Here is a 16,435-nt window from a genome sequence, read left to right on the forward strand (position 1 = left end):
GGGAAGTGGCCGCTCAGCGTCCTACGGCGTACCCCTGCATGCCCCGCGGGTTGGCGGCCGCGGACAGCACCCCCGTCTCCGGGTCGCGGGCCACGGCGCACATCCGGCCCTCGGACCAGGGGTCGCCGACGGTGACGTCATGGCCGCGGCGGCGCAGCTCCTCTACGACCTCCGGGTCCATGCCCTCCTCGACGGTGACGCTGCCGGGGCGCATCCCGCGCGGGAAGAAGGACCCCGGGAAGCTGTCGTTGTGCCAGTTCGGGGCGTCGATGGCGCCCTGGAGGTCGAGTCCGCCGCGGACCTCGGCGCGCAGCGCCACCGCCAGGAAGAAGTGCACCTGCCACTGGTCCTGCTGGTCGCCGCCGGGCGTGCCGAACGCCATGACAGGGACGCCGTCGCGCAGGGCGAGGGACGGGGTGAGGGTGGTACGGGGGCGGCGGCCCGGAGTGAGGGAGTTGGGCAGGCACTCGTCCAGCCAGGCCATCTGGAGTCGGGTGCCTAGCGGGAAGCCGAGCTCCGGCACGACCGGGTTGGACTGGAGCCAGCCGCCGCTGGGCGTGGCGGAGACCATGTTGCCCCAGCGGTCGACCACATCGACGTGGCAGGTGTCGCCGCGGGTCGTGCCGTCCTTGGCGACGGTCGGCTCGCCGACGCCCGCCGTCGGGATGCCCATGGCGTCGAAGTCGTCACCGCCGGCGGCGACCGCGTGGGCGTGGCGGCTGAGCACGGGGGTGCGGCCTTCCGGGCTGCCGGGGCGCAGCTCGTGCGAGGCCTCGGCGGTGATGAGGGTGCGGCGCTCGGCGTTGTACGGCTCCGAGAGCAGTGCGTCCAGGGGTACGTCGGTGGCGTCGCCGTACCAGGCCTCGCGGTCGGCCATGACGAGCTTGCAGCCCTCGATGAGCAGGTGGACGTAGTCGGCGCTGCCGTACCGGGGCAGTTCGTCGGGGAGCAGGGCGAGTTGCTGGAGGAAGGCGGGGCCCTGGCTCCAGCCCGCCGCCTTGGCGAGCGTCCAGCCGTTCCAGTCGTACGTGACGGGGGCCTCGTAGGACGCGGACCATCCGGCCAGGTCGGCGGTGGTGAGGGTGCCGGTGTGACGGAAGCCGCTGGTGTCCATGGTGGGGCGGGCGGCCTGGCGGACCAGGGCCTCGGCGATGAAGCCCTCGCTCCAGATCCTGCGGGCGGCGTCGATCTGGGCGGCCCGGTCCTCGCCGCCGGTCTCCTGCGCTTCGGTGATCAGCCGGCGCCAGGTGGCGGCGAGTGCGGGGTTGCGGAACAGCTCGCCCGGCCTGGGCGCCTTGCCGCCGGGCAGGTACACGTCGGCGGAGGACTGCCACTCGGTCTCGAAGAGTTCGCGGACGGTCTCCACGGTCTGGCCGACCCGCTCGACGGGGGCGTGGCCGTCCTCGGCGTAGCCGATCGCGTACCGCAGCACCTCGGCGACGGACTTCGTACCGTGGTCGCGCAGCAGCAGCATCCAGGCGTCGAAGGCGCCGGGTACGGCCGCGGCGAGCGGTCCGGTGCCGGGGACCAGGTCGAGACCGAGGGAGCGGTAGTGGGCGACGGTCGCGCCCGCGGGGGCCGGGCCCTGGCCGCACAGCACCCGCACCTCGCCGTCCCTCGGTGCCAGGATCATCGGCACCTCGCCTGCCGGTCCGTTGAGGTGCGGTTCGACGACGTGCAGGACGAACCCGGCGGCGACGGCCGCGTCGTAGGCGTTGCCGCCGTCCTCCAGAACCGCCATCGCGGACTGCGAGGCGAGCCAGTGGGTGGAGGACACCATGCCGAATGTGCCCTGGAGGGTGGGCCGGGTGGTGAACACGGTTGCGACTCCTTGCTGCGACGTGCGGAAGGGGTGGAACGGATCGTATGTACGGGGGGGCGGGCGGCGGCGTCCGGGGCGATGCCGTCGTCACCGACGAGGTGTCAGGAGACCTGCCGACCGCCCGAGAAGCGAACAGTTCGGCGGTCGGGGCCTGTTCGGCGATCTGCCCGGGGTACATCACGGCGATCCGGTCGGCGAGGTATTCGACGGCGGCCAGGTCGTGGGTGGTGAACAGGCAGCCGAAGCCGCGATCGAGCTGGAGGGCGGCGAGTGTCCCCTCCCCTCCCCCAACGACGACGTCGGCCCTCCAGGACCCCAACCGGGTCCTGAAAGGCCGACGCAGGGCGAGGTCGGGCGGGCCGGCCCTCAGAGCCAGCCGTCGTCCCTCGGCGGGTCGCAGAGCTCGAAGACCACTTCGCCCGCGTCCGGGCCGTCCGCGATGACGGGACGCACCTGGGCGCCGACCGCCACGCGGTGCGGGGCCGCGCCCACGACACGGCAGCGGAACACGAAGCCCTCGGGGAGACGGACGAGGGACTCGTTGCGTGCGGCGTCCGTGTAGCGGTGGATGACGCCGGACCGCACCACGACACCCAGGCCGGCGCTGCGCTCGGGCTTCAGGTCGCCCGACGCACACACCGGGCACAACAGCCTGCGGAAGGAGGCCGTGCCGCACCAGCGGCAGCGGTGGTACTCCAGCCGGGCTTCCTCATGCACCGTCTGCACGGTGCCACTTGATGACTGGGACACGTTCGACCCCCTGCGCTCGGCTCGGATGCGCCGCACCTGCGCGTCGACGCGTCCGCACCATAGGGCACTGAGTGCCGGGACGTAAAGACACTCAGTGCCAGACCGAGCCTGACCGCATGGTCAGCCCTGCCCGATGACGGACTCGATCTGCTGCACCACGCGCCACATCGGAGCCCCCTTCGAGGCGACCATCACCACCACGTCGCCGTCCGTCGAGGGCATCGACGCACCCTCTTCCGCCTCACTCCCCCACACCCGGTGCACCATCCCGAGTGCGTGGTCGACGGCGGCCTCCGCATCCCCCTCGCCGCCCGAACGCAGCCAGGTCCGCAGCCCGTTGTTGTGCGCCGCGACCACGGACGCGGCGATCACCTCGGCGCGCAGCGCCCCGTCGCCCGACTCCCCGTACCTGCCACGCAGATATCCGGCCATTGTCTGCTCGTACCGCCGCACCACCGACAGCTCGTAGGTACGCAGTCCGGGGACCTCCCGGGTGAGCCGGTAACGCTGGACGGAGAACTCCGGGTTGGCGGAGTACATGCGCAGCACCAGCCTGGCCGCGTCGCTCACCGCGTCCACCGGATCGGCGTCGCCGGCCCGTTCCAGGAACGCGGTCATGTCGGCGAGGCACCGCTCGTGGTCCGGGAAGACCGCGTCCTCCTTGGACGGGAAGTACCGGAAGAACGACCGGCGCCCGACCCCCGCCCGCGCCACGATGTCGTCCACCGTGGTCCGTTCGAAGCCCCGCTCCAGGAAGAGCTGGAAGGCCGCCTCGGCAAGCACCTCCCGCATCGGTGCCTTCTTCACTGGCCTGCGCGCGTCAGTCATGCCGGGAACGTAGCACCGGAAGACCGAATCCGACACTGGGTACCTTTACAGAGGGTACTGAGTGCCATAGTGTCGTCCTACGAACCACACCCAGGTAGGAGAGCCGGCGTGAGCTTGAGGATCGTTGTCTGTGTGAAGTACGTGCCCGACGCCACCGGTGACCGGCATTTCGCCGATGACCTGACGGTGGACCGTGAGGATGTGGACGGTCTGCTGTCGGAGCTCGATGAGTACGCGGTGGAGCAGGCGTTGCAGATCGCGGATGCGGCTGATGATGCGGAGGTCACCGTGTTGACGGTGGGTCCGGAGGATGCCAAGGACGCGTTGCGCAAGGCGTTGTCGATGGGTGCGGACAAGGCGGTTCACGTCGAGGACGACGATCTGCACGGCAGTGATGTGATGGCTACGTCGCTGGTGCTGGCGAAGGCTGTGGAGAAGGCCGGGTACGACCTGGTGGTCTCGGGGATGGCGTCGACGGACGGGACGATGGGTGTGGTCCCGGCGTTGCTGGCGGAGCGTCTGGGTGTGCCGCAGGTGACGTTGCTGTCCGAGGTGTCGGTGGCGGACGGTGTGGTGCGGGGGCGTCGTGACGGTGACAGTGCCTCGGAGCGGGTGGAGGCGTCGTTGCCGGCGGTGGTGTCGGTGACGGACCAGTCGGGCGAGGCGCGTTACCCGTCGTTCAAGGGGATCATGGCGGCGAAGAAGAAGCCGGTCCAGTCGTGGGATCTGGAGGATCTGGGGATCGAGGCCGGTGAGGTGGGTCTGGAGGGTTCCTGGAGCGTGGTCGACTCGGCGGATGAGCGTCCGGCGCGGACGGCGGGCACGATCGTGAAGGACGAGGGTGAGGGCGGCCGTCTGCTGGCGGAGTTCCTGGCGGGGCAGAAGTTCATCTGATCCGCCCCTGTGGCCCCGGTCCCGGCGCCTGTTCGGGTGGGGGTTGTGGTTCCTGTTGTGCTCCCCCTGTTTCTTCGTTACTCGCAGGAGATTGAAGTCCCATGGCTGAAGTTCTGGTTTTTGTCGATCACGTGGACGGTGCGGTTCGCAAGCCCACGCTGGAGTTGCTGACGCTGGCGCGTCGTCTGGGTGAGCCGGTGGCGCTCGCGGTGGGCGGGGGTGCCGGTGGTACGGCGGCGGTGCTGGGTGAGCATGGTGCGGTGCGGGTGCTGACGGCGGAGGATGCCGAGTTCGGCGAGTACCTCGTGGTGCCGAAGGTGGATGCTCTGCAGGCGGCGTACGAGGCGGTGTCGCCGGTGGCGGTGCTGGTGCCGTCGTCGGCGGAGGGCAAGGAGATCGCGGCGCGTCTGGCGGTGCGGATCGGTTCGGGTCTGATCACCGATGCGGTGGATCTGGAGGCCGGTGAGCAGGGTCCGGTGGCCACGCAGTCGGCGTTCGCGGCGTCGTTCACGACGCGGTCGCGGGTGTCGCGGGGCACGCCGGTGATCACGGTGAAGCCGAACTCGGCTCCGGTCGAGGCGGTCGCGGCGGCGGGTGCGGCGGAGGTGCTGGCGGTGTCGTTCTCGGCGCTGGCGACGGGGACGCGGGTGACCGGGCGGACGCCGCGGGAGGCGACGGGCCGTCCGGAGCTGACCGAGGCGGCGATCGTGGTCTCGGGCGGCCGCGGGGTCAACGGTGCGGAGAACTTCGCGCTGATCGAGGCGCTCGCGGACTCGCTGGGTGCGGCCGTGGGTGCCTCGCGTGCGGCGGTGGACGCGGGCTGGTACCCGCATTCCAGCCAGGTCGGCCAGACCGGCAAGTCCGTGTCCCCGCAGCTGTACATCGCGTCGGGGATCTCGGGTGCGATCCAGCACCGGGCCGGGATGCAGACCTCGAAGACGATCGTCGCGATCAACAAGGACGCCGAGGCCCCGATCTTCGACCTGGTGGACTACGGCGTCGTCGGCGACCTCTTCCAGGTCGTTCCCCAGCTCACCGACGAGGTCAAGTCCCGCAAGGGCTGACCCCGGCCAAAGCCGGAACACCCCCCAACGAACGGTCCGGGGCCGTGTGGTGCACACGCACCACACGGCCCCGGACCGTTTCTGGTCACCATTGACGCAGGTCCGGCGGCCTTATAACTTCACTATACGGATTGTTGATTCCGGGAAGCGGAAACAGCGTGACTGTGGAAGGTGTGGAAATGGGTCAGCAGGAGAAGGTGGCAACGAGCCTCGCAGGTGCGGTCAGCGAGGAGATCAGCGCTTCCCTCACCGCGGTCGACGCTGAGCTGGCACGCCGCTACCCCGGGGACCCGGGTACGCGCCAGCCGGTCCACACGGTCTACGTACCCGGCGACACGTTCGCGGCGGGCACCATCCGCGCCTGGGGCGACCAGGCACTGGAGGCGCTCGACGAGCACGCCCCCGACGCCGCCTCGTTCGCGGCCGTCCTCGGCATCCCGGACGAACTCGCCGGGCCCGTCCACGACCGGGTGCGCGCCAAGCTGGAGCGCGAGCCGATCGAGGACCTCCGCATCGACTTCGAGGACGGCTACGGCCCCCGCCCCGACGCGGAGGAGGACGAGTCCGCCGCCCGCGCCGCCCGGCTGGTCTCGGAGGCGTGCGCGAACGGCACGGCGGCCCCGTACATGGGCATCCGGATGAAGTGCATGGAGGCTGCCGTACGCGACCGGGGCATCCGCACCACGGACGTCTTCCTCACCGGTCTGATGCAGGCCGGCGGCCTTCCCGACGGACTGGTCCTCACGCTGCCCAAGGTGACGTACCCCGAGCAGGTCACGGCCTTCGTCCGGCTGCTCGAAGCGTTCGAGGAGGCGCACGGGCTGCCCGCCGGGCGGCTCGGCTTCGAGATCCAGATCGAGACGAGCCAGTCCATCCTCGCCGCCGACGGTACCGCCGCCGTCGCCCGCATGATCGAAGCGGCGCGGGGCAGGGCCACCGGCCTGCACTACGGCACCTTCGACTACAGCGCCTGCGTCGGCGTCAGCGCCGCCTACCAGGCCAGCGACCACCCGGCCGCCGACCACGCCAAGGCCGTCATGCAGGTCGCCGCCGCCGGCACCGGTGTACGGGTCTCTGACGGCTCCACCAACGTCCTCCCGGTCGGCCCCACGCCCCAGGTCCACGAGGCCTGGCGGCTGCACTACGGCCTCACCCGCCGCGCCCTCGCCCGCGCCTACTACCAGGGCTGGGACATGCACCCGGGCCACCTGCCGACCCGCTATGCGGCCGTCTACACCTTCTACCGCGAGGGCCTGGAGCAGGCCGCGGCCCGCCTCGCCGCGTACGTGGCCAAGGCCGGTGGCGACGTCATGGACGAGCCTGCCACCGCCAAGGCCCTCAGCGGCTACCTGCTGCGCGGCATCGACTGCGGCGCCCTGGACACCGCCGAGGTCGCCCGGCTGACCGGGCTGACGCGGGACGACCTGGACGCCTTCGCCTCGCCGCGGCGCGGGGGACTGACGGTGACGGCACCGTAGGGCCCCGCCCGTACCGTCACCCCCGAAGAAAGGTTTCGACGATCCCCGCGAAGCACCGGGGGTCGTCGAGCCACGGGAAGCACCGGGGGTCGTCGAGCCACGGGAAGTGACCGGCGCCCGGCCGGACGACCGGACCCGCATCGGGCAACAACCCCGCGATCGTGGCCGCGACCCGGGGCAGTGGCCGCCGTCCAGTTCGTCCGCGAAGACAAGGACCCGGGCACACCACCCGGCAGGTGCGTCGCGGGCTTCGGCGGAATCGAAGGCGCCGGGAGCCGCATAGCGGTCGGCGGCCCCGTAGTCGCTCTGCATGAATCAGCCGGCGTCGGCTCGACAGCCCGCCGAGATCCCCGAGGTAGGCGCAGGCGCGCATCGAGCCGCCGGGCAGCACGGGCAGCGGCTCTCCCTAGTCCCTGAGGCGGTAGGCGAGTTCTGTTCCGTCGGGAGCGGTGAAGGTGGGCACGGCGCCATCCTGATGACCGGCCGACGGAACCGGCAATCGGTTCACCCGGCCCCTGGGCCCGTCCGTCCCGCTCAGGCGGGCGGCAGTTCGCCGGAGCCGCGGGGGATGAGGGACGTCGGCAGCTCCACCCGTGCCGGGGCGTGGTCCGCGCCGTCCAGGCGGCGGAACAGGTGTTCGGCCGCCGTCCGGCCCACGGCCGCGGCGTCCTGGGAGATGACGGTGATGCCGAGGAGATCGGCGAGCTCGATGTCGTCGAAGCCGACCAGGGCGACCCGCCGGTCCTGCTCGGCCAGCACGCGGACCGCGGTGACCGTCACACGGTTGTTGCCCGCGAAGAGTGCAGTCACCGGTTTTGGACCCGTGAGCATCGCCTCGGCGGCCGCTCTGACCCGCGCGGGCTCGGTGGAGCCCAGCGAGACCCAGGAGTCATCGACGGTGATCCCGGCGTCCGACATCGCCGCGTGATAGCCGCGCAGCCGCTCGGTCGCGGTGTGGATGCGCGGCTGGTCACCGATGAAGCCGATCCGGCGGTGGCCGTGCGCGATCAGATGGGCGACCCCCTCGCGTGCGCCGCCGAAGCTGTCGGAGAGGACCATGTCGGCGTCGATCCGGCCCGCCGGGCGGTCCACGAAGACGGTGGCGACGCCCGCCTTTATCTCCGGCTCCAGATAGCGGTGGTCGTCACCGGCGGGGATCACGATCAGCCCGTCCACCCGGCGCGCGCACAGCGCGAGCACCAGCTCCTGCTCGCGCTCCGGGTCCTCGGCGCTCGACCCGTTGATGAGCAGTGCGCCGTGTGCGCGGGCGACCTCCTCCACGGCGCGGCTCAGCGGCCCGTAGAACGGGTCCGCGAGGTCCTCCAGGACCAGGCCGATCGAGGCGGTGCGGCCCTTGCGCAGGACGCGCGCGCTGTCGTTGCGCCGGAAGCCGAGCGCCTCGATCGCCTCCTGGACCCGGCGCTCGGTGTCGGGCGTGACTCCCGGCTCGCTGTTGACCACGCGCGAGACCGTCTTGAGGCCCACTCCGGCGCGGGCCGCCACGTCCTTCATGGTCGGCCGGTTGCCGTAGCGGGTCTCGGAGTGACGGGCGATCTCGGCCACGGTGCGCTGTCCTGTCCTCGGGTGCGGGCGGTCCGGCGGATCCGTGGCAGGTGCCACGGAGGCTGTGCCGACGAGCATAGGCCCTGGACAACGTTGTCAGCTGAATGGAGACTGGGCAGACTGTTTCCAGAAGCCGCAGGTCCCCGCCCTCTACTCACGGAGCCACACCGATGCATACCGACCTCGTCGCCGCGCTGGACATCGGCGGCACCAAGATCGCCGCCGCGCTGGTGGACGGCGGCGGTGCGCTTCTCGCGCGGGCGCAGCGGCCGACGCCCGCCCGCGAGAGCGCCGAGTCGGTGATGGGGGCCGTGACGGAGGTGCTCGCCGAGCTGTCCGGATCCCCGCTGTGGGGGCGGGCGACGGCCGTCGGCATCGGCAGCGCGGGTCCGGTCGACGCCTCGGCCGGTACGGTCAGCCCGGTCAACGTCCCGAGCTGGCGGGACTTCCCGCTGGTGGAACGGGTCGGCAAGGCGGCCGGCGGGCTGCCCGTCGAACTGGTCGGCGACGGGGTCGCGATGACGGCCGCCGAGCATTGGCTGGGAGCTGCCCAGGGCTACGACAACGCGCTCTGCATGGTCGTGTCGACCGGTGTCGGCGGCGGGCTGGTCCTCGGCGGCAAGCTCCACCCCGGCCCCACGGGCAACGCGGGGCACATCGGCCATGTCTGCGTGGATCTGGACGGCGACCCCTGCCCGTGCGGTTCGCGCGGCTGCGTCGAGCGCATCGCCAGCGGTCCCAACATCGCCCGCCGGGCGCTGGAGGCCGGCTGGCGGCCCGGACCGGACGGCGATGCCTCGGCCGCCGCGGTGGCCGCCGCGGCGCGTGCGGGGGACCCGGTCGCGGTCGCCTCCTTCGAGCGCGCCGCGCAGGCGCTGGCCGCCGGGATCGCCGCCACCGCCACGCTCGTCGAGATCGACATCGCGGTGATCGGCGGGGGTGTGGCCGGCGCGGGCGACGTCCTCTTCGCGCCGTTGCGCCGGGCCCTGCGCCAGTACGCCACGCTCTCCTTCGTCCGGCGGATCGAGGTTGCCCCGGCGGTGATGGGCACCGACGCGGGACTGGTCGGCGCGGCCGCCGCGGCGGCGCGGGTGGGTCCGGGCGGCGTGGCGGCCGCCCGGGGCTGACCGGCGCGGGTGGTTTCCGGGGCCGGTTCCCCGGAAACCACCCGCCCGCCGAACGCGTGGCGCCGCCGCGACCGCCGTCCCTCGTCAGCAGGTGATCCGGAGGTCCGCCCAGTCCGCGTGGTCGGAATCGACGCCGTCCCCGCCGTCGCCGACCACCAGACGTACCACCTGCGCGCCGCTCACATCGGCGGCGAGCGGCTGGGCGGGCATCGCGTTGGTCAGCACGCCGGTCGATGCCACCTTCGTACCGTCGGCCCAGACCTCGAAGGCGACCGTCCCCCTGGCGCCCTTCTCGTCGTCGACCCCGACCCGCGCCGTCACGGTGCCGCACGCCCCGCCGGTGTAGAACTCGACGGCGCTGTAGGCGTGCACGCCGAGCCCCTTGGTGAAGACCTCGCCGCCGATCGTCAGCGGATTGCCGTCGCCCGCACCGCTCTCACCGTTGCTGGTGTCCTTCTCGACCGGGCCCCAGCCGTTGGATGCCGAGAGCTGCGGCAGATCGCTCAGGTAGCCGCCGCCCGACGGCGGTGCGACGACGACATCGGCCCGGAGCGGGACCGTGGATTCCACCCGGGTGCCGGCCGGTGAGCGGTAACGGACGGCGAAGGTCAGGTCGTACGCACCAGTGGCCTGCGCGGGGGCCGTCACCTGCCAGCGGGTGGTCAGGGAGCGGCCGGTGGGCAGAGCCGGTGAACCGGTCGGCGACACCGCCTTCACCTGCCAGCCCGAGGGGCCGGTGAGCTGCGCCGAGACGTTCCTCGCGGGGGTGCGGCCCAGATCGGTGACCGTGGTGGTCAGCGTGGCGGTGTGGCCGGCTTCGATCAACGGCCGGGAATCCAGGCCGAGTTCCACTGCGGGCGGCTGGGCGGCCCACTTGTCGTCGGCGGCGACGCGCAGCAGCACCGTCCCGTGCGCCGGGACGGTCGCCGCCAGGGTGCCCGCGGTGTTGTAGGACCTGTGCTCCCACAGGTCGCGCATCGTGTACCCGTCGGCCTCCGGCAGCCCCACCTCGGCAGCCGTCGTCGCGATGCGCTGGGCGCTGCCGGTCTCGTTGAAGAGCGCGAGGGCGCGGCTGCCGTCCCGCATCTCCTTGGCGACCACCCAGCGCCCGCCGACGGAGGACAGCACGGTGCCCTGCTTGCCGAGCGGGTCCTGATCGACGGCGATGACCTCCTGATTGGAGAGGATCTCGAAGGTCTCCGCGCTCGCCTTGCGCAGGTCGGAGCCGATGAGCAGTGGCGCCGCCATCACCGACCACATGGAGAAGTGGGTGCGGTACTCGGTGTCCGTCATGCCGCCGTTGCCGACCTCCAGCATGTCGGGGTCGTTCCAGCGCCCCGGGCCGGCGGCGGCCGCGAGGGGCAGGTTCTTCTTCATGATCGACAGCATGCTGCCCCAGCTGTCGTTGATGTCGCCGGTCGTGCGCCAGAGGTTGCCGAGTTCGCCGGCCCACTCCCAGGGCTTGTTCTCGCCCCATTCGCAGATGCTGTAGACGATCGGGCGGCCGGTCGCCGCCAGCGCGTCCCGCATCGTCGTATAGCGCTTCTTCGCGTCGACTCCCTGGTTGTTGCAGTTGTCGTACTTCAGATAGTCGACGCCCCAGTCCGCGAACTGCTGTGCGTCACTGAACTCATGGCCCAGTGCCCCCGGGAGACCCACACTGTCGCAGGTCTTGGTGCCGGCGCTGGTGTAGATGCCGATTTTGAGGCCCTTGGAGTGCACATAGTCCGCGACGGCCTTGATGCCGTTCGGGAAGCGCTGCGGATCGGCCTCCAGCTTTCCGTCCGCATTGCGCTGCGGCTTCGCCCAGCAGTCGTCGAGATTGACGTACTGATAACCCGCCGCCTTGAGGCCCTTCTCGACGAAGATGTCGGCGATTCCCTTGATCATCGACTCGTCGAACTCGGCCCGGCAGTGTGTCGAGTTCCAATTGTTGAACCCCATCGGAGGGGTGAGCGCAAGGCCGTTTCCGGACTGTGGAGTCACGTGGTGAATGGGCGCGGGCTCGGTGAGGGGCGAGTTCGCGGCGGCGGGAACGGCCGTTCCCGCGGCGCACAGCAGTCCGGCCATCAGCACTCCGATGACTCGATGACGGCTGGTTCGGGTTGTACGGGTTGGAAGATGACGCATCGTTACGTTCCTCCATACTCGTCCATGATCGGATGACGGCATGTGCACGCCAAGGCGTGCGATTACGTTAGAGCGTGTTGAAGTGTGTTGGAAGAGGGGTGGCAGCGGTTGCCCGTCATCTCGTCAAAACCCTTGACGACGCCAGCGGTTGGGGGTGAGATCCAATCGCACGTTCGGTTGTGTTGGGTTGCATCTCCGAAGGAGTGGGGCATGACGCAGTCTGATTACGACAGGTCGGGTGTGCCGGGCAGTGTCGCGGGACATCGGATGTCCCGGCGGAGTCTGCTGCGTGGCGTGGCCGTTGGTGCCGGAGCGGTGGCGCTGCCCGCGCTGCTCACCGCCTGCGGGAGCGGCCCCGGGGGCGACGGGAAGACGATCACCTTGGGGTCGAATTCCTCCGACCCGGTTCCGAAGAAGGCGTTCGCCGACGCCTTCGCCGCGTACGAGGCACAGTCCGACGGGCGGAAGGTGAAGGTCAACACCGTCGACCACAACACCTTTCAGGAGAACATCAACCGGTATCTCCAGGGCAAGCCGGACGATGTCTTCATGTGGTTCGCCGGATACCGGATGCAATTCTTCGCCGAAAAAGGTCTGCTGCACGACATCAGCGACAACTGGCAGGACTACAAGGGATTCTCGGCCGCTCTGAAAGCCCAGTCCACCGGAGCGGACGGCAAGCAGTACCTCACGCCCTACTACTACTATCCGTGGGCCGTCTTCCACCGCAGGAGCCTGTTCGCGGACCGCGGCTATCAGGCGCCGAGGACGCTCGACGAATACGTGGCGCTCGCCGAGCAGATGAAGAAGGACAAGCTCGACCCCATCGCGTTCTGCGACAAGGACGGCTGGCCCGCCATGGGCACCTTCGACTACATCGACATGCGGACCAACGGCTACGAATTCCACAAGAGCCTGATGGCGGGCGAGGTCTCCTGGACCGACAAGCGGGTCCGGGAGGTCTTCGACACCTGGCGCCGGCTCCTCCCGTACTGCCAGCCGGGCGCCAACGGCCGTACTTGGCAGGAGGCCGCCAACAGCCTCCAGAAGAAGGAAGCCGGCATGGCCGTCCTCGGACTGCCGCACCCCGGGGCCCAGTTCCCCAAGGGCGAACAGGGCGACATCGACTTCTTCCCCTTCCCCGAGATCAACCCGGAGCACGGGCAGGACGCCGTCGAGGCACCCATCGACGGCTTCCTGCTGGCGAAGAAGTCGAAGAACCTCAAGAACGGCAAGAGCCTGGAGAGCGCCAAGAACCTGCTCAAGTGGCTGGCCACCGGGAAGGCCGAGGACATCTACCTGCAGAGCGACCCGAACAACATCGCGGTCAGCGACCAGGCAGACATCTCCACCTACTCACCGCTCCAGAAGAAGGCCGTGGAGCTGGTCTCCGGGGCGAAGCAGATCTCCCAGTTCCTGGACCGGGACACCAGGCCGGATTTCTCCTCCACGGTCATGATCCCCGCGATACAGAAGTTCATCAGCGACCCGGACGACGTGGACGGCCTGGTCAACGACATCGAACGGCAGAAGAAGACCGTCTTCGCCGCCGACTGACCCCGGACGACCCCGATGACATCCGACCGAACCTGGAGTACCGACCGTGTCGTTCATCCCGGCCCGGCGCACCGGACGGCGGGTCTCGCGGCGGTTCACCGGCCGCGACCTCGCCGTACTCGGTGTGCTGCTCGGCATACCCGTCCTGCTCGACATCGCCGTCGTCTGGGGACCGACCCTCGCCTCCGTGGCGCTCTCCTTCACCGGCTGGGACGGCATCGGTGACATCAAGTGGGTCGGTACGCAGAACTACGAGAACCTCTTCACCAACTACCCGCAGTTCTGGCCCGCCGCCCGCCACAATCTGCTCTGGCTCGCCTTCCTCGGACTGGTCGCCACCCCCTTCGGGCTGCTGCTGGCGGTGCTCATCGACCGGGGGGTGCGCTTCAGCCGCTTCTACCAGTCGACGCTGTACATGCCCGTCGTGCTGTCCCTCGCCGTGGTCGGATTCATCGCCCAGCTGGTCTTCTCCCGCGACCAGGGCGCCCTCAACGCGGTCATCGGCGACAAGGGTTCACCGACGGACTGGCTCGGCGACCCGGACCTCAACATCTGGATGGTCATTCTCGCCGCCGCCTGGCGGCACACCGGCTACGTGATGATCCTCTACCTCGCCGGACTCAAGGCCGTCGACCCCTCGCTGAAGGAGGCCGCGGCGATCGACGGGGCGGGGGAGACCCAGACCTTCTTCCGCATCGTCCTGCCCACCCTGCGGCCGGTCAACGTCATCGTGGGCGTCATCACCGTCATCGAGTCCCTGCGCGCGTTCGACATCGTGTACGCGGTCAACCACGGCCGCAACGGACTCGAACTGCTCTCGGTCCTCGTCACCGACAACATCATCGGTGAGGCCAGCCGGATCGGCTTCGGTTCCGCCATCGCCGTCGTCCTGCTGGTCGTCTCCCTGGGGTTCGTCGTGACGTACCTGGTCCAGGAGCTCCGAGGGGAGAAGAACCGTTGACCGTCCAAGCCGCGCCGGCCCCGCCCGCCGCACCGCCCGCGCCGCCGGCCCGTGCCGCCCGGCGCCGGACCCGCCCCGGCCGGATCGGGGTCCACGCCTTCCTGATGGCGGTCTCCCTCGCCTTCCTCGCCCCGCTGCTGCTCGCGGTGTACGCCTCGCTGCGGCCGTACGACGAGACCGCCGAGCACGGCTACTTCTCGCTGCCCCGCCATCTCTCCCTGGACTACTACCGCCAGGCGTTCTCCGACTCCGGCATGACGAAGTACTTCGTCAACACCATGATCATCGCGGTCCCGGGGGTGCTGGTCACCCTCTTCCTCGCCTCGTTCGTGGCCTTTGCGCTGGCGCGCCTGAAGATGCGCGGCGGGCTCGTCCTGCTGATGCTCTTCACCGCCGGGAACCTGCTGCCACAGCAGGTGATCGTGACGCCCCTGTACGTGGTGTTCAACCGCATCCCGCTGCCCTACTGGATGTCCGACTCGATGACGATGTTCGACTCGTACTGGGCCGTCGTGGTCGTGCAGGTCGGATTCCAGCTCGGCTTCTGCGTCTTCGTCCTGGCCAACTTCATGCGCACCCTGCCGCAGGAGATCCTGGAGGCCGCCGTCGTCGACGGCGCGGGGGTCTGGACCCGGTACTGGCGGATCACCCTGCCGCTGTGCCGTCCGGCCCTGGCCGCGCTCGGCACGCTCCAGTTCACCTGGATGTACAACGACTTCCTGTGGGCGCTGGTCTTCATCTCCGACGGCGACAAGCTCCCCATCACCTCGGCGTTGAACAACCTCAGGGGGCAGTTCTTCACGGACTACAACCTGCTCGCCGCGGGCTCGGTGATCGTCGCCCTGCCCACGCTGGTGGTCTTCCTGCTGCTCCAGCGCCACTTCATCGCGGGCCTCACCCTCGGGTCCAGCAAGGGTTAGGGCCTGAACAAAGAGTTGTGTGCCGGGTGCGGTCGGTGCCGGTGCGACACGCACGAGAACTGCACCCGCCCCACCTTGTGACCCGCATTGCGACCGCCCGGGTCATAGCCGGGCGGTCGCTGGACCACTTCACCACACACTCCGAAGGAGATCCACATTTCGTACCCGCAGCTGCTCACCCCGGAAGAGAAGCTCGCCGATGCCAAGGCCGGGCTCAGGATCCCGACGATCGTCGTGATCTGCGGCTCCACCCGATTCATGGACGCCATGGTCGACGCCGACTGTGAACTCACCGCGGCCGGCTGCATCGTCGTGAAGCCCGGCTGCAACTTGAAGGACCCCCACCCCCTGTGGGCGACCGGGGAGCTGGCCGAGCCGCTCAAGGTCCAGCTCGACAACCTGCACCGGGCGAAGATCCGCCTCGCCGACGAGGTGCTCGTGGTCGGTGACTACATCGGCAGCAGCACCCGCGCCGAGATTGCCTACGCACGCCAACTCGGCAAGCCGGTCGGCTTCACCCACCCCGAAGTCGACACCGCCGTGACCGAGGAGCCGACCCGATGACCGACTGCCCGTTCTGCGAGATCAACGCCGGTCGCGCGCCCGCCGCATTCGGGTACGAGTGGTCCGACACCACTCGTACCCGACGCCCACCCGACCCATCAGGCGGGTACACGACCACAGGCAGATAGCCGGACATGGGTGTCAGTCAGCGACGGGGTGCAGATGCTCCGCATCGAGGTCAACATCGGCGTCGGGATGCTCGTAGTTTGCGAGGGCCAGGCCGAGGGCGAAGAGCGTGGGCGCCCACTCACCCACGAAAATGCCCCAGCGATCCGCACGAGCCACCCCACGGCGCTCACACGTCACCGACCCGAACCATGAGGCGACGGACAAGCCGATCGCGAGGAAACCGGCGCAGTAGGCGTGCTCGGACTTCAGACCCGTCTTATGCAGCATCTTGACGATCATGACTCTCCCAGGGGAGTGAGGTCAGTCGTTCCTCCACCGTCCCCCAGAAGGCCGTCACCCGCATGTGGGGAGTGGCACCAAGTCGTACCACTGCCGGGTGCCCCGAGGCGCAAGCTGAAGAGGAACGCCTGGGTCAGTGGGGCACCGGTTCTACTCTGCGGACAGCCGCCGGCCGAGATCGGCCGCCAGGTCCCCGGCCGCCCTGCCCTCGGTGCTGTCGTCGGCGAGGTGCCGCAGCAGGCTGATCACCTTGCGTACCTCGTCCGCGGTCAGCAGTGGAAGCCGAGGGTCGGACGGGTACGTGCGTCTATTGGGCGCGGAAAGTCCACTCAAGCCGGTATCGCGCGTGAAGTGGGGGTTCGTCTGTAC

The 16,435-nt window shown here is 69.9% G+C and carries 15 protein-coding genes; 8 read left to right on the plus strand and 7 right to left on the minus strand.

Features of this window, described 5'->3' with window-relative positions; translation table 11 throughout:
- Positions 1 to 13: 13 nt before the first annotated feature.
- The 3 genes from ACIRJP_RS00840 to ACIRJP_RS00850 form a co-directional block, all read right to left on the minus strand.
- Positions 14 to 1,819: a gamma-glutamyltransferase family protein gene (locus tag ACIRJP_RS00840; protein WP_404166786.1), complete on the minus strand. Its 1,806-nt coding sequence runs from the start codon at positions 1,817 to 1,819 to the stop codon at positions 14 to 16.
- Positions 1,820 to 2,188: 369 nt separating this feature from the next.
- Complete coding sequence (locus ACIRJP_RS00845; protein ID WP_404166788.1) at positions 2,189 to 2,548, minus strand: Zn-ribbon domain-containing OB-fold protein; 360 nt, start codon at positions 2,546 to 2,548, stop codon at positions 2,189 to 2,191.
- Positions 2,549 to 2,692: 144 nt separating this feature from the next.
- A complete protein-coding gene (locus ACIRJP_RS00850; protein ID WP_404167609.1) occupies positions 2,693 to 3,364 on the minus strand; it encodes a TetR family transcriptional regulator in 672 nt (223 codons plus the stop codon).
- A gap of 144 nt (positions 3,365 to 3,508) precedes the next feature.
- On the opposite strand from ACIRJP_RS00850, the gene ACIRJP_RS00855 reads away from it, so the two are divergent.
- The 3 genes from ACIRJP_RS00855 to ACIRJP_RS00865 all read left to right on the plus strand — a co-directional run bounded on the left by ACIRJP_RS00855 (position 3,509) and on the right by ACIRJP_RS00865 (position 6,836).
- Entirely contained in the window at positions 3,509 to 4,294 is a 786-nt protein-coding gene (locus ACIRJP_RS00855) for an electron transfer flavoprotein subunit beta/FixA family protein (RefSeq protein ID WP_383718410.1), read from the plus strand.
- Positions 4,295 to 4,395: 101 nt separating this feature from the next.
- Positions 4,396 to 5,358, plus strand: a complete 963-nt coding sequence (locus ACIRJP_RS00860) for an electron transfer flavoprotein subunit alpha/FixB family protein (protein WP_404166790.1) — start codon at positions 4,396 to 4,398, stop codon at positions 5,356 to 5,358.
- Between the two features lie 179 nt (positions 5,359 to 5,537).
- Positions 5,538 to 6,836 (plus strand): DUF6986 family protein, encoded by a 1,299-nt coding sequence (locus ACIRJP_RS00865; RefSeq protein WP_404166792.1) that lies wholly within the window; start codon positions 5,538 to 5,540, stop codon positions 6,834 to 6,836.
- A gap of 534 nt (positions 6,837 to 7,370) precedes the next feature.
- Here the strand turns inward: ACIRJP_RS00865 and ACIRJP_RS00870 are convergent.
- Positions 7,371 to 8,399: a LacI family DNA-binding transcriptional regulator gene (locus tag ACIRJP_RS00870; RefSeq protein ID WP_404166794.1), complete on the minus strand. Its 1,029-nt coding sequence runs from the start codon at positions 8,397 to 8,399 to the stop codon at positions 7,371 to 7,373.
- Between the two features lie 170 nt (positions 8,400 to 8,569).
- Between ACIRJP_RS00870 and ACIRJP_RS00875 the strand changes: the two genes are divergently transcribed.
- On the plus strand, positions 8,570 to 9,526 hold the full coding sequence (locus ACIRJP_RS00875; protein ID WP_404166796.1) for an ROK family protein: 957 nt from the start codon (positions 8,570 to 8,572) through the stop codon (positions 9,524 to 9,526).
- An 84-nt stretch (positions 9,527 to 9,610) separates the two neighbouring features.
- Here ACIRJP_RS00875 and ACIRJP_RS00880 read toward each other — a convergent pair whose 3' ends face one another.
- Entirely contained in the window at positions 9,611 to 11,596 is a 1,986-nt protein-coding gene (locus ACIRJP_RS00880; protein WP_404166798.1) for an NPCBM/NEW2 domain-containing protein, read from the minus strand.
- 327 nt (positions 11,597 to 11,923) lie between these two features.
- On the opposite strand from ACIRJP_RS00880, the gene ACIRJP_RS00885 reads away from it, so the two are divergent.
- The 4 genes from ACIRJP_RS00885 to ACIRJP_RS00900 all read left to right on the plus strand — a co-directional run bounded on the left by ACIRJP_RS00885 (position 11,924) and on the right by ACIRJP_RS00900 (position 15,658).
- Entirely contained in the window at positions 11,924 to 13,213 is a 1,290-nt protein-coding gene (locus tag ACIRJP_RS00885) for an ABC transporter substrate-binding protein (protein ID WP_404167611.1), read from the plus strand.
- A gap of 46 nt (positions 13,214 to 13,259) precedes the next feature.
- Positions 13,260 to 14,174 carry a carbohydrate ABC transporter permease gene (locus ACIRJP_RS00890; RefSeq protein ID WP_404166800.1) on the plus strand — a complete coding sequence of 305 codons (915 nt, stop codon included), beginning with the start codon at positions 13,260 to 13,262 and terminating at the stop codon, positions 14,172 to 14,174.
- Entirely contained in the window at positions 14,171 to 15,094 is a 924-nt protein-coding gene (locus ACIRJP_RS00895) for a carbohydrate ABC transporter permease (RefSeq protein ID WP_404166802.1), read from the plus strand. The genes ACIRJP_RS00890 and ACIRJP_RS00895 overlap by 4 nt, the downstream gene beginning before the upstream one ends.
- A gap of 156 nt (positions 15,095 to 15,250) precedes the next feature.
- On the plus strand, positions 15,251 to 15,658 hold the full coding sequence (locus ACIRJP_RS00900; protein ID WP_404167613.1) for a hypothetical protein: 408 nt from the start codon (positions 15,251 to 15,253) through the stop codon (positions 15,656 to 15,658).
- A gap of 141 nt (positions 15,659 to 15,799) precedes the next feature.
- On the opposite strand, the gene ACIRJP_RS00905 is transcribed toward ACIRJP_RS00900, so the two are convergent.
- Both ACIRJP_RS00905 and ACIRJP_RS00910 read right to left on the minus strand, forming a co-directional pair.
- A complete protein-coding gene (locus ACIRJP_RS00905; RefSeq protein WP_404166804.1) occupies positions 15,800 to 16,066 on the minus strand; it encodes a hypothetical protein in 267 nt (88 codons plus the stop codon).
- Positions 16,067 to 16,216: 150 nt separating this feature from the next.
- Complete coding sequence (locus tag ACIRJP_RS00910) at positions 16,217 to 16,399, minus strand: hypothetical protein (protein WP_404166806.1); 183 nt, start codon at positions 16,397 to 16,399, stop codon at positions 16,217 to 16,219.
- Between the last annotated feature and the right edge of the window lie 36 nt (positions 16,400 to 16,435).

Source organism: Streptomyces sp. NPDC102437, assembly GCF_044765565.1.
GTDB lineage: Bacteria > Actinomycetota > Actinomycetes > Streptomycetales > Streptomycetaceae > Streptomyces.

Bases quoted from the DNA above. Each gene is read 5' to 3' on its own strand.
- ACIRJP_RS00880 (WP_404166798.1), bottom strand. From the start codon at position 11,596: ATGGCCGGACTGCTGTGCGCCGCGGGAACGGCCGTTCCCGCCGCCGCG.
- ACIRJP_RS00885 (WP_404167611.1), top strand. From the start codon at position 11,924: ATGTCCCGGCGGAGTCTGCTGCGTGGCGTGGCCGTTGGTGCCGGAGCG.
- ACIRJP_RS00905 (WP_404166804.1), bottom strand. From the start codon at position 16,066: ATGATCGTCAAGATGCTGCATAAGACGGGTCTGAAGTCCGAGCACGCC.
- ACIRJP_RS00860 (WP_404166790.1), top strand. From the start codon at position 4,396: ATGGCTGAAGTTCTGGTTTTTGTCGATCACGTGGACGGTGCGGTTCGC.
- ACIRJP_RS00850 (WP_404167609.1), bottom strand. From the start codon at position 3,364: ATGCGGGAGGTGCTTGCCGAGGCGGCCTTCCAGCTCTTCCTGGAGCGG.
- ACIRJP_RS00865 (WP_404166792.1), top strand. From the start codon at position 5,538: ATGGGTCAGCAGGAGAAGGTGGCAACGAGCCTCGCAGGTGCGGTCAGC.
- ACIRJP_RS00875 (WP_404166796.1), top strand. From the start codon at position 8,570: ATGCATACCGACCTCGTCGCCGCGCTGGACATCGGCGGCACCAAGATC.